Annotated in this window: 12 protein-coding genes; 8 read left to right on the plus strand and 4 right to left on the minus strand. The window is 45.4% G+C overall.

Annotated elements, in window-relative coordinates:
- Positions 1–3: 3 nt before the first annotated feature.
- Positions 4–1083, minus strand: coding sequence for a 2-dehydro-3-deoxygalactonokinase (locus F0364_RS17550; protein ID WP_153799109.1), 1080 nt, complete (start codon positions 1081–1083; stop codon positions 4–6).
- A gap of 13 nt (positions 1084–1096) precedes the next feature.
- Here F0364_RS17550 and F0364_RS17555 point away from each other — a divergent pair, with 13 nt between their 5' ends.
- From F0364_RS17555 to F0364_RS17570, 4 genes are all read left to right on the plus strand, one after another.
- Positions 1097–1927, plus strand: a complete 831-nt coding sequence (locus tag F0364_RS17555) for a 3-keto-disaccharide hydrolase (protein ID WP_153799110.1) — start codon at positions 1097–1099, stop codon at positions 1925–1927.
- A 313-nt stretch (positions 1928–2240) separates the two neighbouring features.
- Complete coding sequence (locus F0364_RS17560; protein WP_153799111.1) at positions 2241–3149, plus strand: fasciclin domain-containing protein; 909 nt, start codon at positions 2241–2243, stop codon at positions 3147–3149.
- A gap of 302 nt (positions 3150–3451) precedes the next feature.
- Positions 3452–4915 (plus strand): SDR family oxidoreductase, encoded by a 1464-nt coding sequence (locus F0364_RS17565; protein ID WP_153799112.1) that lies wholly within the window; start codon positions 3452–3454, stop codon positions 4913–4915.
- A 115-nt stretch (positions 4916–5030) separates the two neighbouring features.
- Positions 5031–7601, plus strand: coding sequence for a BamA/TamA family outer membrane protein (locus tag F0364_RS17570; protein ID WP_153799113.1), 2571 nt, complete (start codon positions 5031–5033; stop codon positions 7599–7601).
- A gap of 207 nt (positions 7602–7808) precedes the next feature.
- On the opposite strand, the gene F0364_RS17575 is transcribed toward F0364_RS17570, so the two are convergent.
- Positions 7809–8528 carry a M15 family metallopeptidase gene (locus tag F0364_RS17575; RefSeq protein WP_153799114.1) on the minus strand — a complete coding sequence of 240 codons (720 nt, stop codon included), beginning with the start codon at positions 8526–8528 and terminating at the stop codon, positions 7809–7811.
- A 46-nt stretch (positions 8529–8574) separates the two neighbouring features.
- On the opposite strand from F0364_RS17575, the gene F0364_RS17580 reads away from it, so the two are divergent.
- The 4 genes from F0364_RS17580 (at position 8575) to rsmG (ending at position 12573) form a co-directional block, all read left to right on the plus strand.
- Positions 8575–8973: a septal ring lytic transglycosylase RlpA family protein gene (locus tag F0364_RS17580; RefSeq protein WP_207632739.1), complete on the plus strand. Its 399-nt coding sequence runs from the start codon at positions 8575–8577 to the stop codon at positions 8971–8973.
- Positions 8974–9053: 80 nt separating this feature from the next.
- Complete coding sequence (locus tag F0364_RS17585) at positions 9054–10397, plus strand: OmpA family protein (RefSeq protein ID WP_153799116.1); 1344 nt, start codon at positions 9054–9056, stop codon at positions 10395–10397.
- A gap of 393 nt (positions 10398–10790) precedes the next feature.
- The gene (locus F0364_RS17590; RefSeq protein WP_153799117.1) at positions 10791–11924 is read left to right on the plus strand and encodes a glycosyltransferase; all 1134 of its coding nucleotides are present in this window, start codon (positions 10791–10793) and stop codon (positions 11922–11924) included.
- A gap of 25 nt (positions 11925–11949) precedes the next feature.
- A complete protein-coding gene (gene rsmG / locus F0364_RS17595) occupies positions 11950–12573 on the plus strand; it encodes a 16S rRNA (guanine(527)-N(7))-methyltransferase RsmG (RefSeq protein ID WP_153799118.1) in 624 nt (207 codons plus the stop codon).
- An 80-nt stretch (positions 12574–12653) separates the two neighbouring features.
- On the opposite strand, the gene F0364_RS17600 is transcribed toward rsmG, so the two are convergent.
- Complete coding sequence (locus F0364_RS17600; protein ID WP_153799119.1) at positions 12654–13901, minus strand: MFS transporter; 1248 nt, start codon at positions 13899–13901, stop codon at positions 12654–12656.
- 546 nt (positions 13902–14447) lie between these two features.
- Entirely contained in the window at positions 14448–15551 is a 1104-nt protein-coding gene (locus tag F0364_RS17605; RefSeq protein ID WP_153795953.1) for an IS110 family RNA-guided transposase, read from the minus strand.
- Between the last annotated feature and the right edge of the window lie 85 nt (positions 15552–15636).

Here is a 15636-nt window from a genome sequence, read left to right on the forward strand (position 1 = left end):
TGGTTAACATTTTTTTTCGCATAAAATACGCAACTGGCCTTTTATAACCGCGTCGTCGGCATTTTCCACAGCCAGTGTTGTTGTATGGCCTGGCGGCAACAGTATATCAAACGCTGTTTGATAATATTGCTGCACTTTGCCCGAAGCCGCCAAAGTTATATGCGGCGGCATTGTTTGCAAAAGGCTTTTTAGTTCTGTACCCAGCAGCAGGCCGCTTAGGTAAAAATAGTTTTGCTGTTTGCTGGTTTTGTTAAGCAGCAGGTTGGTGCGCAGCATAAAGCATTGATGCAAAAGGTTGGCAGTAACACTGTCTGCTATGCCTTCGGCAAAACTGTTGTGGTTTTGCGGTTCGTTAATATCTCCTGTATCTTCGAGCGAAGCAGCCAGGATGCTTTTTTTAGAAAGCAGTTCAAAAAATTCCCCGGTCATGTATGTGGTAATATCGGTAACCTTTCCATCCTGTACGGTAATATGTTTGCTGTGTGTGCCCGGCAATACAAAAACACTGTTGGCTGTATTGTAAAAAATGCCGGCCAGTTGTGTTTCTTCGCCACGCATCACATCATTTCCTGTTTTGGCGCCGGATATTATCAGCAGGTCGTGCGGAAAGTTGTCACCAGGTGCAATCAGCTCGCTGTTAAGGTCACGCCCGTCAGCAAAAAAAGGCACGCTGGTATAAGGCAACTCTTTCATGCCTATGCTGGATGATGCCATGCCCGACAGCACTACCGGCAACCCCGCCAGCGAAACCTTTAACTTTTCTTCCAGTTGCTTAATATGCTGCTGTATAACATCCAGGTAAAAGCCTTGCCTGTTTTGCCCGCTTTGCTGCCAAAGGTTATAAGTGGCAGATATGCCCTGCGGCGCTGTTTGTTCAGCTAAAGTGCTAATGGTGCAGGCTTCAATAAGCCTTAGCCTGAAGTTGGAAGTGCCCCAATCGCAGCTAAGGAATTTTTCAATGGTTTGCATTATGGTTATCCATGCTTTAAAGCTGGTAAGATAATGATAATTGCCGCAATGGTTTTTGCCATTTTTTCCTGCTTCTTGCGGGTAGTTGGGTAAATACGATATGTTTGCGGCCACCAAAACGCTTACAATGAGAAACCTTATTATGCTGTGCTGTTTATTTACCTGCGCATGCAGTGCGCAGCAAAAGAACAATCTTACGTTTACCCAACTGTTTAATGGCAAAGACCTGAATGACTGGGTTATTAAAATAAAAGACCACCCGCTTAATGAAAATTTTGCCAACACCTTTCGTGTAGAAGACAGTGTTTTAAAAGTACGCTACGATGGTTACGATGACTTTAAAGAGCAGTATGGCCATATCTACTACAAACAAAAATTCTCCGCCTACCTGCTTGTGGTAGAATACCGTTTTACCGGTGAACAGGCTAAGAACGGCCCCGGTTGGGCTATACGTAACAGCGGCGCTATGCTGCATTGCCAGGACCCGGCAACCATTGCGCTGGAGCAGGATTTTCCCATTTCGCTGGAAGAGCAGTTCCTGGGTGGCAACGGAACGGATGAACGCCAAACGGCCAACCTGTGCACACCGGGTACCAATGTAATTTTAAACCAGCAGTTTTTTACACCGCATTGTGTAACCTCATCATCAAAAACTTTTCATGGCGATCAGTGGGTGCACGTGGAGGCGCTGGTGCTGGGCGATTCCATCATTAAGCATATAGTAAACACAGATACCGTACTGGTGTATGAAAAACCGCAATACGATGGCCGCGACCCCTGGGTTAAAAAATTGGGCCTGCCGGATGCCGGCCTTATTAAAGAGGGCTACATATCCCTGCAAAGCGAAAGCCACCCGGTGGAGTTTAGAAAAGCGGAGTTGTTTAACCTGGCCCCATATATGGCCGATAAGCAAAAGCTGGCGGCAATACTCAAGGAGTTGCAAAACCGAAAAAAGTAGCGATGAATTTTCTCATTTTGAAACGGCTATATTTCTAATAACTGGAATAAATCTAAGCCGGGTCTTCATAACCCCTTGGTTATTAATGCTTCTTCTTTTGGCATGTTTAGTGAATAATATATAATACCACTGTAACCCCTAAATTTTATTCCTCACCTTATTTCTTCAGCCCGTTAATAACCCTTAGAATCCCGCTTTTAAAGGCGGGATTTTTTTCTTTAAGATAATGGCAAAACATTTTTTCTGTTTAATTTTTAATTAAAATAATTAAACAAAAAAATTGTGATGTTGTTAAACAAAGAAAACACGATCTATGAAAAGAACACTCATTTCTTTACTGAGCGCTTCGATGTTGCTTACCACGTTTTCAGGCTGCAGCGACGATGATGATGTTGTTAACCCGCAAAACAACATTACCGATATTGTAGCCTCAAGTCCGGATTTCTCGATTCTTAAAAGCGCCCTTGACAAAGCAGGGTTAACAGCTACAGTAAACAGTTCAAACAACATTACGGTATTTGCTCCTGACAATACTGCTTTCAGCAATTCCGGCATCACCCAGGCCGCTATTGATGCTATGGACCAGGATGAACTTGCGGCTATCCTTACCTATCATGTTATCGCCGCCAAAGTGGCTTCATCTGCAGTGCCTGCAAGCGATACCGTTAAAACCCTCCAGGGCCTTAACCTGTATGCCAGCAACAACGCCAACGGTGTTTTTGTAAATGGCATTAAAGTAAAGCAGGCAGATGTGCAGGCAAGCAACGGTACTGTGCATGTAATTGATAAGGTGTTACTGCCGCCTTCGCAAACCATTGCACAAATTGCTTCGGGTGCAGATTTTACTTTGCTGCTGGCGGCTGTAGTTAAAGCAGGCCTGGCAACAGCCGTAAGCGGCCCCGGTAAGTTTACTGTATTTGCACCTACCAATACAGCGTTTAACAATGCGGGCTTTAACAGTGTTGCAGACATCAACAGTGCCGATCAGGCTACCATTGAAGCCGTAGTTAAATACCACGTGCTCGCTACCAATGCCTTTGCCAGCGATCTCTCTAACGGCGGCACTGCAACATCCCTGCAGGGTGGCACGCTAACTTTAAACGCTACCCCGCCTACGGTTAAAATTACCGGCAGCAACGAAAATGCTTCTGCCATAACCACTGCTGATGTGGTAGCTACCAACGGCGTGGTGCATGTTATAGATAAAGTATTACTCCCGTAGAAAAACCGCTTTGCAATAATGTGTGAAGGGTGATGAGGGGCCGGGTATATCCCGGCCTTTTTATGCTCCGCATAAACAAATATTTTATGGGCCCGGCAGCGGGAACAGGTATGAGGCTTCCGTTGCGTCGCACTCTTGTACGTTCAGTAATTCTATTCACCACCTGCCACGGCAGCCTGTTCCCCGAGAAACAAAAAGTTTGTTGTTTAAATGGCCACATCGCAAATACCCCTATGCATTTACCTGTTACATTGAACCTTTGTTTTGCCTGCCGGTTATACTAAATAAATTCCAAGGTAATTATGCATATCCTGTTAACCGGTGCAAACGGCTATATTGGTCAACGCATGATACCAGCATTGCTGGGGGCAGGGCATAGCATCACCTGCTGTGTAAGAAGTAAACAAAGGTTGGTTACAGATTTTAACGGTGCACGCCTGCAGGTGATAGAAACCGATTTTTCCAATAACGCCGGCCAGGTAAAATTTCCGGAAAATATTGATGTGGCCTTTTTCCTGATACACTCCATGCGGGAAGGGGCAACTTTTGAAGAAGCTGAACAAACAGCGGCTAATAATTTTCTGTTACTTATACAGCAAACACACTGTAAGCAAATTATATACTTAAGCGGTATTGTAAATGCCAGGCAGTTGTCTAAACACCTCTCATCAAGGCTGGCCGTTGAAAAAATACTACGTGCCGGTAAGATACCTGTTACCGTTTTAAGGGCAGGCATTATTGTAGGTTCAGGCAGTTCATCCTTCGAAATTATCCGGGACCTGGTGGAGAAACTTCCGGTAATGATAACTCCCCAATGGGTTAAAACAAAATGCCAGCCGCTGGCCATACGTAATGTTATCCAGTTTTTAACCGGGGTAATGCTATACAGCGAAACTTTTAATAAAGACTTTGACATAGGTGGCCCCGAAGTGCTTACCTACAAGCAAATGCTGTTGCAGTTTGCGGAAGTGCGCAGGCTTAAACGTAAAATAATCACCGTACCTGTAATGACGCCCCGCCTCTCCAGCTACTGGCTGTATTTTGTAACATCCACTTCTTATTCACTGGCCGTTAATCTTGTTGATAGTATGAAGGTTGATGTTGTTTGCCGTGCCAATAACCTTGCACAACTGCTGGGTATAGAGTTGCTTGCTTACCGGCAATCTGTGGCCTTGGCTTTTCAGAAAATTGAGCAGAACGAGGTTATCAGTAGCTGGAAAGATGCCTTTAGTGCTTTTAATACCAGCCCGGCTATTATCAGTAATGTGGAAGTGCCGGTGTATGGCTGCTTTAAAGACATTAAAAGCCGGGAGATAAAAGGCGATGATGCGCCGGTTTTGGATAGAATCTGGAGTATAGGAGGGGAGCGGGGCTGGTATTATGGCAATGCCCTGTGGAAAGTACGGGGGCTTATTGATAAAGCTTTTGGTGGCGTGGGTTTGCGCCGGGGCCGCACAAGTGCTATGAAAATTGATAGTGGCGACGCACTGGATTTTTGGCGGGTGCTGGTTGCGGATAAATTGAATAAACGTTTGTTGCTGCTGGCTGAAATGAAGCTGCCTGGCGAAGCCTGGCTGGAGTTCCAGGTGATAAGTAAAGAAGATAAATTATACCTGCTGCAAACAGCTACCTTTCGCCCCAGGGGGTTATTGGGCAGGCTGTATTGGTACAGCGTATTACCCTTTCATTATTTCATTTTTAACGGTATGATTGATGCGTTGGTAAAAAAAGAGGATGCTGTGCAGGCAACAGCTAAAGTTGAATAAATGTAGCCTGTTGGTAACCTATATGCCAGGGTGTTCAAATCGTAAATTCTCTTCCGCATTTCAATAAAACATATAATTTAGTTGCTACTACCGGTTAGCCAGCGGTTGATAGCATTTGAGCCAACTTATAAACATAGCAGTCCGTTTATTGTTTTGCCTCGTTTTTACTGTCATTGTTTTTTTGCACGGCAACTGCCAGGATAGCGTGGTGGTAGCTGTTAAGCCTGTTTATGACAGTGTCAGTAATACCCATCGCTTTTTCCTGGGCGATAATTACCGCCGCCTTTGGGCCACGCCGGTTAAGTTGCGGGTGTTAAAGCTGGCAAACGAAAAAGGCGGATTGACCATTGTAAAACAGGGTGGGGGGCTGCAAACCCGTTCGTTAAGGCTGGTTGATAAAAAAGGCAAAGAATGGGTGCTGCGTACATTGGAGAAATACCCGGAGCGTAAATTACCCGATAACCTGAAAGCCTCCGTAGTTAAAGATATCCTTCAAGACCAGGTTACCACCGCCAACCCTTTTGCTGCATTAACGGTGCCCCCGCTCGCCGGGGCCTTGGGTATTCCACATGCCAACCCGCAGATTGTTTACGTGGCAGATGATACTGCCCTTGGCGTCTACCGCGCCGCTTATGCCAATAAGGTGTTCCTGTTTGAGGAAAGGGATGTGGAAGAAGACATCAACTCCGACAATACTGCCAAAGTGCAAAAGGAGTTGCGGGAAGATAATGATGTAGGTATTGACCAGCAGATTGTATTGCGTGCCAGGCTGCTGGATATTTTGTTGGGCGATTGGGACCGCCACGAAGACCAGTGGCGCTGGGCCAAAAACAAAGAAAAAAAGTCAGTAACCTACATTCCCATTCCTCGGGACAGAGACCAGGTATACTACCGCACTTCCGGCGTGCTGCCGTGGATTGTATCACACCAGTTCCTCATGTCCAAATTCCAGGGGTTTAACGAAACGATACGTGACATTAACGGCTGGAACCTTAATGCCCGCAATTTCGACCGCTTTTTTTTAACCGCCATGGATGAAAAAGAATGGAAAAGAGAAATTACTTACCTGCAACAAGTACTTACAGACAGCCTGTTTAAGCTGGCCCTGCAACGAATGCCGCCTCCCATTTACAACGCATCGGGTAATGATCTTTTGCACAAGCTCATTATACGCAGGGATAACCTGGAAAAATACGCTTTACAGTATTACCGTTTCATTTGTACCAATGTTGACCTTCCTTTTTCGGAAAAACATGAAAGCTTCGAGATAAACTATGGGGATAGTGGGCAGGTAGGTATAAAAGTGTACAAAATAAAAAAAACGGGCGAAAAAGACAAGCTGATATACCAGCGTATGTTTGATGCCGCTGTAACAAAGGAAGTGCGTTTATATGGCATTGGCGGCAATGATGTGTTTAGCGTACATGGTTCAGGCCATTCTCCTATTAAAATACGTATGATTGGCGGCACTGGCAGGGATAGTTTTTACATAGCCACGGGCAGTAAAGGCCGTTTATTCCTGTATGACCGTAAGGATAAACCAAATGCTATACCAGAGGGTAAAGGTATAAGGCTGCGCCTAAGCAGGGATACCATGATAAACGTTTACGAGGCGGTTAATTTTACCTATGACAGAACCGGCCCCATGTTCTCAGCAGATTACAATAATGATGACAATATAATCCTCAAGCTGGGTTTTTTAATGGAGCGCCAGGGGTTTAGAAAGCAACCTTATGCATCCAGGCAAACGCTTTGGGTAAACTACTCGACAGGCAGGCATTTTTTGCGGATGATTTATGATGCGGATTTCAAGAAAGCCATCGCCAATAACGACATACAGGTAAACATCATTTCCCGCGGACCGCATTACATCCGTAACTTTTTTGGTATTGGCAACGAAACCGTTTTTGAAAACACAGGCGGCAAAAAAATTAGCTATTATCGTACCCGGCACGATTTCGTTACCGGGGAAGTGCGGTTGCGCCATCCGCTTGGTAAATATTTGTCTGCAAATGCCGGCTTGCGTGGCCAGTATTATACGGCAGCGGCGGATAACAATCAAGGCAACTCACTGGACCTGTTCAGCACTGCCAACCCAGACAAAAACATTTTCAGCCATAAAACTTATGGCGGTCTTGTCGCCGGCATGCAGTACGATTCCCGCAACGATCTTACCCTGCCTGCAGGTGGTGTGTACTCATTTATTAACCTTATGGGCATGCGCCAGCTAAACCAGGGTAACATTACGTATGCGCAACTTAACGGAGAGTTTAACCATTACCTGGCGCTTAATAAAGATTCCACTTTGGTGCTGGCCAACCGCCTGGGTGGCGGCATTATCAGCGGTAACCCCGATTTTTTCCAGATGCTATACCTCGGCGGTAATCATAACCTGCGTGGCTTCCGCAATTACAGGTTTGCAGGCAAATCGTATGCGTACCATAATATTGAGCTGCGGGCAAAGCTTTTTGACTTCACGTCTTACATACTGCCCGGCACGGTAGGCCTTACTCTCTTTAACGATCTTGGCCGGGTATGGGCGCCGGGAGAATCATCTTCCAAATGGCACGACGGTTATGGCGGTGGCATATACATACAACCTGCCCAGCTTGTGCTTATACAGGTACAGGCCGGCCATTCCGTTGAAGGATGGTTGCCCTATATATCCCTCGGTTTCCGGTTTTAGTAATGTTTTTGTAAACCAGGTTAAGTACGAAATACTTTACTCAAGAGGTCATTTTACCAACGTGTTGCTTATAGGCAGTAGGTCAACATCAAAGTACTTCGTACTTCGTAAATCGTACTTGCAAGCTGCCACAAAGAACCGGACGATGAACGGATTGCGACGCAACGAAGCCTCCCACGAAGTACCGAAGCTGGTATCTGAAAAATGCTAATGGGCCAATTGGTCCAATTGGTCAAAACTAAGGTTGAGTACTTCAAAATTGCCCGGCCAGTAGTAGTGCCACCATTCTGTATCAAAAACAATGAAGCCATATTTGGTCATGGTTTCACGCAGCAATTTCCTGTTAGCCAGCACATTTGCGGGTAGTGCGGTAAAGTTTTGGTGGGCAGTATCAGTGAAATTATCGAAGCCGGTACCCATATCAAGCTCTTTGTTAGTGGCAGTGTCAACAATGGTAAGGTCAACTGCGACACCCTTGTTATGGCCGCTTCCTTTGGCCGGGTTAGCCACATAACGCTCGTCATGCACCAGTTCCCAAAATTTTTGTGTTACGGAAAAGGGGCGGTAGGCATCGTATATCTTAAGCCCCAGGCCTTTGGTTTGTAATTCTTCCGCTACTTTTTGTAATGCCAGTACCGCAGGCCTGCGCATAAAACTATTTGCTGTATTGGCGGGGTACATAAGGCGGTGCATAAAATTATCCGCCGTAGCGTAGCGAAGGTCTAATATTACCGCAGGCGTTATTTTTTTAAGGGAAACCATTTGCTTTGCGCTGTCTTGTGCAATGGTATTTTTTAAGGCCTGAATGCTATTTATGAGCGTGAAACCGAATTTATTTTCCGGCACAGAACTTGGTATTTGCGCCCTGCAATACAGTGAAAACAAAAGTATAACACCAACAATCAATAAAGAATTCTTACTTTTCATGCGTCTGAACCGTAGGTTAATAGCGAAAATTACAAATTACTTGTCTATGAAAGCCTGCATTTTCATGCTTGTACTCTTTATTGTTTCATGGTCTGCCCCGGCCCAGGCTGTACCCGCTGCTACACAAAACCGCATTATTTATGGTATTGCCAGCTTTTACAGCAAAAGCCTGGAAGGTACTGCCACAGCTACCGGAGAAACTTTCAGGCACAAAAGCTATACCGGCGCCAGCAATAATTTTAAGCTGGGCACCTGGCTAAGGGTTACCAATCTGCGCAACGGTAAATCTGTTATTATACGTGTTAACGACCGCATGCACAAACGAATGGAAAAAAAGGGGAGGGTGGTAGATCTTACCCGGGCTGCAGCTATCGAGCTTGATTTCATTAAACGCGGTATAACAAGGGTTAAAGTAGAAGTAGTGCCGGAAGGCACTGTGGAATAAGCGTGCATTACTTTGGGGAAATAAATTTTTAAGATATTGATAAGATTTTAATATTTGTTGCAAATAATAAATCTGTGTATATGAAGAAAGTACTCCTTTCTCTTCTTACATTTACGATTGTTTGTTCGTACGCCCAGGAAACAATTAGTTATAAGAAGAGGCCCTCCCTTGCCATCCACCTAGTGTTTAACGATTTTAAGACAGCAGATCTTGCCCGCAAAAATGGCCTTGGTTCAGTGATTAACAATAAAAACTGGAGCCGCATAAAAGATATGGATATCGGCTTTGGCCTTGAATACCTGCAGGGTTTAACAGAGCACCTTGATTTTTCCGCCCGGCTTGATGCAACTAGTTTGGATTATCTTTTTAATAACATGCCCGGCCTGGGTAATGACAATATGCTGCTGGAAGGCGATGCCAACATAAAGCTGAAACTATTGTCTGATAAATATTTTCTTACCCCATACTTAAGTGCCGGCGCAGGTGTATCAAGATATACCGCCTACTGGGCTGCTTATATGCCGTTGGGCGGAGGTTTGCAGGTAAGCCTGGGCAAAGGCGATGCTTTTTTGTTCAGCAATTTTCAATACCGCATACCGGTTACGGAAAATGCTAACTACCATTTCAATTATTCCTTTGGTTTTGGTGCGCCGCTGGTAGGCAGGAAGGAACCCAAAGTTATTCCTCCGCCACCACCGCCCATGCCCGAAAAAGATACCGATGAAGACGGTATTCCGGATAGCCAGGATAAATGCGTTGATGTAAAAGGTATTGCAGAATACCAGGGCTGCCCCATACCCGATACCGATAGCGATGGCATAAACGACGAAGAAGACAAATGCCCTACAGTGGCAGGGCTTGCCAAATACCAGGGTTGCCCCATACCCGATACAGATAAAGACGGCGTTAACGATGAAGAAGATAAGTGCCCTACCGTGGCAGGTGTAGCCCGCTACCAGGGTTGCCCCATACCTGATACAGATAAAGACGGCGTTAATGATGAAGAAGATAAATGCCCCAACGAGGCAGGGCCAGCCAGCAATCAGGGCTGTCCTGAAAAAGCTAAGGTAATGCAGGCCCAGGTAGATATGGCTGCCAAACAGGTATACTTTGCTACAGGCAGCAGTACACTGTTGAAAAAATCAAATGCGGCGCTTAGTGCCATTGTGAAATTGCTGCAGGAAAACAGCGACCTGGCATTGGATATTGAGGGCCATACAGATAATGTGGGTAAACCAAAATCTAACATGACTTTATCTCAACGCAGGGCCAATGCTGTAATGAAATTCTTTACCAGCCGCAAAATTGAGGCATCCAGACTTACCGCAACCGGCTACGGCGATACAGTGCCCGTTGCAGACAACAAAACTGCCGCTGGCCGTGCCCAAAACCGCAGGGTAGAAATGAAATTGAAGCAATTATAACTTGCTGATTTATCTAAAAAAATAAACGCTCCGTTCAGGGGCGTTTATTTTTTAGAACATTTTTTCCGCACTTCGTGCTTCATAACTCGTGCTTGTCACGCCTACATCGTACATCCCACATCGTTCATCCCACATCGTACATCTAACATTTGTTTGGGGGTGTCCCTCGTACCTCGGGTCGGGCTTTCCGCTCATACTCCGGCACAAAGCCATCGCACAAAACCTTCACCGGGGTATCCGCTTCAATCCCTCACCCGACTATGCAAGTGCGTAACTTTTTGTAAACAACGCAATGGGCAAATATCGTAGGCCTGTGCCTGCCATATATAACTCTTCAACCTATGTGGATAACCTTCCGTGTTCAATCTGCTCCGTTAAGTATTTTTGTTTATTATGAACTTTCTGGTTAACCCTGAATGGTGGAGGCTGGCTATCTTTATTGGTTTCTGTATCGTAATAGCCATACAGTTATTTTATTATTTGTTTTACTTTAAAAGGCTGGCAGACTATACCGAACCGGTAAAAAGCCATTCGCAGGAATATCCCGTTTCCGTTATTATCTGCGCCAGGGACGAGGCAAACAATCTGGCTAAAAACCTGCCGGGCATTTTAGTCCAGGATTACCGCACCACCCACGAAGTAATTGTTGTTAACGATAACAGTGTGGATGATACAAAATACCTGCTGGAAGAATTTCAAAAGTCTTTTAAAAATTTAAACCCTGTTGCCCTAACCCAGGAAGCCAAGATGATTGCCGGCAAAAAATTCCCGCTTTCTATGGGTATCAAATCCGCCAAATACGAAATTGTTTTGCTGACTGATGCGGACTGTATGCCCGCCAGCGAACACTGGATTAAACGTATGCAGGATGGCTATTACAATGGGGCCGAAGTGGTATTGGGTTATGGCGCCTACTTTAAAAAGCCAGGCTTTCTTAATAAGTTAATACGTTTTGAAACCTTTCATTCCGCGCTGCAGTACCTTTCCTTTGCGCTGGCAGGCATGCCGTATATGGGCGTAGGCCGTAACCTTTCTTACCGTAAGGAGCTATTTTTTAAAAATAAAGGCTTTTCTGCCATCAACATGATACCCAGCGGCGACGATGACCTGTTCATCAACATGATTGCCAATAAGCACAATACAGCCATTGTAATTGCGCCGGAAGCGCACACCCTTAGTGAGCCAAAACAAACCTGGAACGAATGGTGGAAACAGAAATACCGCCACTACACTACCGCCAAATATTACAGGGCCAAACACAAATTGCTGCTGGGCCTGTATACTTCATCGCATTCGCTGGTGTACCTGCTGCTGATAGCATCCATGCTGTTTTTTAACTGGTGGCTGCCTTTGTGTGTATTCGCTATAAGAATGGTAACGCAGGCTGTTATTTGGCGTAAGGCCATGAAAAAACTGAACGAGGCAGACTTATGGCCACTCTTCCTTTTCTGGGATGTGTGGATGGTGGTATATTATGCATTGTTTGCCCCCGCCTTATGGAAAAAGCCCGGCAAGCGCTGGAATTAAAGTACGTTCGAGAATCTTTTTACGCATGCAAATCATCCTCAAATATTTCTCTGAGTTTACAGACAAGCAGTTACAGCAGTTTACCGCGCTGGAAGACTTGTACAAAGAATGGAACAGCCAGATAAATGTAATATCCCGTAAAGATATTGATGGGCTATATGAGAAGCATGTGCTGCATTCATTAAGCATTGCCGCTGTTATTAACTTTAAACCGGGCACTCAAATTATAGACATCGGTACAGGTGGTGGGTTTCCCGGCATTCCGCTGGCTATTTTTTTTCCGGAAGTACAATTTCACCTGGTTGACAGCATTGCCAAGAAACTAAAAGTGGTACAGGGCGTTGCCGCAAATATTGGCCTTACCAATATTACCATTCAGCATACAAGGGCCGAAGAGATTAAAAACAGGAAGTTTGATTTTGTGGTATCCCGTGCGGTAGCGCCGTTAAAGGAACTTTGGAAGTGGGGCCGGCCCTTATTAAAAAAAGGTACTGGGCAAGAGTTGCCCAACGGCTTGATATGTCTAAAGGGCGGAGACCTTGCCCAGGAAATTTCTGAAAGCGGGTTGCGGCCACGCAGCATAGCCATTGAAGATCTCTTTCCCGAAGAATATTTTAAAGAAAAGTACCTGCTGCATGTAGCGTTATAAGGTCAAGTCAAAAAGTCAAAAAGTCAAAGAGTCAAAGAGCCAATAAGTCAGTAAGTCGTTGAGATAGGCGGTGCCAGGCATTAGTATTCCATCTTGCGCAGGCTGGGCGCTTTTATCCACGTAATAATAACCACCAGCAGCGTCATGCAGCCGCCAAAAACCACTGATGGAATATTACCCATTAGTTTGGCGGCCAACCCACTCTCAAACTGCCCAAGCTCGTTGCTGGAATTGATGAACATGCCATTTACGCTCATCACACGGCCCCGCATGTTATCAGGCGTTTTCAATTGCATAATGGTGCCACGCACTACAACGCTAACGCCATCCAGCATACCGCTTATCATCAGCGCCAGAAAAGACAGCAGGTAAAGTTTTGACAGCCCGAAAATAATAATGCAGGCGCCAAACCCTGCCACGGCAAACAACAATGTTTTCCCCTGGTGTTTGCGCAAGGGAAAAGCGGTAAGTAAAATAACAATGCAAATAGAGCCTATATCCGCTGCGGCATTAAGCCAGCCATAACCTACGGGGCTTACATGTAAAATAGCCGTAGCATAAACAGGCACCATGGCCACCGCGCCGCCAAATAAAACAGCAAACATATCCAGAGATACAGCGCCCAGCAACTCCTTTGTTTTAAATACAAAACGAAGCCCTTCTTTAACGCTTTCCCAGGTGCGTTTTTCGCCCCGTTCGGTAAGTGCAGGTTTTTTGTTAAGCCGGAAAAGGAAGAGGAATGCCGTAAGTATAAAAATGGTGATGGCTGTTAAAGTGCCTGTGATACCCACGTAGGCAATCAGCAGGCCACCCAGCGCATGCCCGCTTACCGATGCTGCCAGCCAGGTGCCCTGGCTCCACGTGGTAGCGTTTTGCAATGTATCTTTTGGAACAATATAAGCCAGTATTACATTAAACACCGGGCCTGTAAAAGAGCGTATAATGCCGGTGCAAAAAATAACCAGGTATATGCACAACGCAATAGCATGGTTACCCAGGTATTGTTTGGTAAAATCTGTTGAAAGTGCCAGCAATACAGCCGCGCAGGTAAAATATAAAAGAACGCCCCTAAGCAGCATCCATCTTTTTTCGCTGGTATCAATAACATGGCCCGCGTACAATGCCAGCGATACGGCCGGTATTACTTCAGACAGGCCTACCAGGCCAATGGCAAAAGCTTCGTTGGTTAAATGATAAATCCACCAGCCTACCAGCGTACCCATCATGCGCAGGCCCATAATAAAAATAAACCTGCCTGCCAGCAGGTACCTGAATTCTTCAATTTTTACTGATGCGAAAGGGTCATGTTTTTGTAGCTCGTCCGTCATATTGTTCATCTTCGGTTTAATAAAAGTCCCCTTGTTTTTTTGGAGCCGGGCTTCTTGTTTTTCATTGTATCGCCTGTTGTGACTCCTATGTAAAGGAATACGCTGCCTGCCATCCTGAAAAAGGTTGCAAAACAAGGTTAATATGTTGTGTTTTTTTAAGTCATTGGAAAAAAGATTTTTATCACAGGTGGTGAAACTCCTATCAGCAGTCGGCACATGGCCGCTGCAAATCTTTATTAATCCCATAAAGTAAAAGTATAAGGCTGCAGACTCACTTGAGCAGTATGTTGCAACTGCAGGACACAAAAAGCAGTCCTTATAACTGTTTGATATTACCTTTCTGTGATATGAATAATACTGTTTGCTTCAAAATTAGATTTTTAAGTTTGTGCACCGGCCTGAACAGGAAGCGGGCTCTGCCGGAGGACAACCTGCCAGCGATAGGGCCTGTGCTTATACGATAGTATAGAGGGGGCCGTCATGGCGGCTCCTTTTGTATTACTATCGGTAAGCCGGATGGCTTAAAAAAACTCATTTCTGTTCCCGTTACTTTACCACACCTTTTTGATAAGGCACACCGCTTATCAAAACAGCCCTTATCCTGCGCAGCAGTTTACGGGCAATACGGATAATGGCCTGGTTGCCTTTCATTCTTTTGGTTAATGCCTGATAACAATCCATTAAAGCCGGATCTATCCTTATGGCCTGCCAGGCAGCTTCTATCAGCAGGCTGCGCAATTGTTTGTGGCGCCGGGTGGTAATACCGGTATCTTTTTCCTTATCGCCGCTGCTGTCCGTATCAGGACAGAAACCTATTAAATCATTCAATGCGTCAAATCCTTTGAACCGGTTGATATCGCCCACTTCCAGCAAAAACCACAGGGCTGTTGTAGGGCCTACTCCCGGAACACTCAACAGCAGGCTGGTATTTTGCTGGTACCGGCTTTTTTTCAGTTCCCGCAATTTACCTTCCGTTTTTAACAGCAACTGGCGCAGCAACCTGATTTGTTCCAACATCAGCACTAAAGTGCTTTTCAGCCGTTCGTCTTTTTGAGCTTCCTGTTCCACCCATTCCAGAAAATTATGGCTCCAGTTGGTCTTTTCATATTTAGCCGGCAGTTGGATGCCCTGGTATTTCAATATGCTTTTCAACCGGTTCCTGCTCCTGTTTAGATCCCCTACCAGTTTCTTGCGGAATCTTATCAGGTTGCGGTCTTTTTGAATATCCTCCCCCGGTACATGGATGGCCTTAAGCTCACCGGCTGCATGGTTGCGGGCCAGCTTTAAGGCATCCACCTTATCGGTCTTCCTTTTCTTCTCCTTATCACTGGTGGATACATCGGCAGCATGAACCACGATGCACTCCATTCCTGCGGACTGCAGTGAACGCTGAAGGGTGAAACCCCAGGCCGAACTTTCATACACACACTTAAATGTGGCCCCCGGATAGTGGCTATTCAGGTGTTTAATAAGGTCTTCACTGTTGCTGCCCATACGGTGATTACCCAGGCAAATCCCATTTAATAATTTGGCAACCTGGTAATCTTTTTGATGTACATCTATTCCTACATAGATGATTTTGCCGCTGAAATCAATCAGGCTTCTACCTTTGTCCAAGGTTTCGGTTGTGGCTGAAGTTTGCTGTTTCATATTTGTTTTTTTTAGCAAAATTCTTCTTTGCAGCCTAATTTTAGGACTGCCGCTGCACCGAAACCTTTTACATATAGACTCACTT

This window comes from Foetidibacter luteolus, assembly GCF_009650435.1.
Classification (GTDB): domain Bacteria; phylum Bacteroidota; class Bacteroidia; order Chitinophagales; family Chitinophagaceae; genus Foetidibacter; species Foetidibacter luteolus.

What these genes read in the sequence shown, in the direction of transcription:
- F0364_RS17555 (WP_153799110.1), top strand. Translation starts at nt 1,097, where the DNA reads ATGAGAAACCTTATTATGCTGTGCTGTTTATTTACCTGCGCATGCAGT.
- F0364_RS17560 (WP_153799111.1), top strand. Translation starts at nt 2,241, where the DNA reads ATGAAAAGAACACTCATTTCTTTACTGAGCGCTTCGATGTTGCTTACC.
- F0364_RS17565 (WP_153799112.1), top strand. Translation starts at nt 3,452, where the DNA reads ATGCATATCCTGTTAACCGGTGCAAACGGCTATATTGGTCAACGCATG.
- F0364_RS17575 (WP_153799114.1), bottom strand. Translation starts at nt 8,528, where the DNA reads ATGAAAAGTAAGAATTCTTTATTGATTGTTGGTGTTATACTTTTGTTT.
- F0364_RS17580 (WP_207632739.1), top strand. Translation starts at nt 8,575, where the DNA reads ATGAAAGCCTGCATTTTCATGCTTGTACTCTTTATTGTTTCATGGTCT.
- F0364_RS17585 (WP_153799116.1), top strand. Translation starts at nt 9,054, where the DNA reads ATGAAGAAAGTACTCCTTTCTCTTCTTACATTTACGATTGTTTGTTCG.
- F0364_RS17590 (WP_153799117.1), top strand. Translation starts at nt 10,791, where the DNA reads ATGAACTTTCTGGTTAACCCTGAATGGTGGAGGCTGGCTATCTTTATT.
- rsmG (WP_153799118.1), top strand. Translation starts at nt 11,950, where the DNA reads ATGCAAATCATCCTCAAATATTTCTCTGAGTTTACAGACAAGCAGTTA.
- F0364_RS17600 (WP_153799119.1), bottom strand. Translation starts at nt 13,901, where the DNA reads ATGACGGACGAGCTACAAAAACATGACCCTTTCGCATCAGTAAAAATT.
- F0364_RS17605 (WP_153795953.1), bottom strand. Translation starts at nt 15,551, where the DNA reads ATGAAACAGCAAACTTCAGCCACAACCGAAACCTTGGACAAAGGTAGA.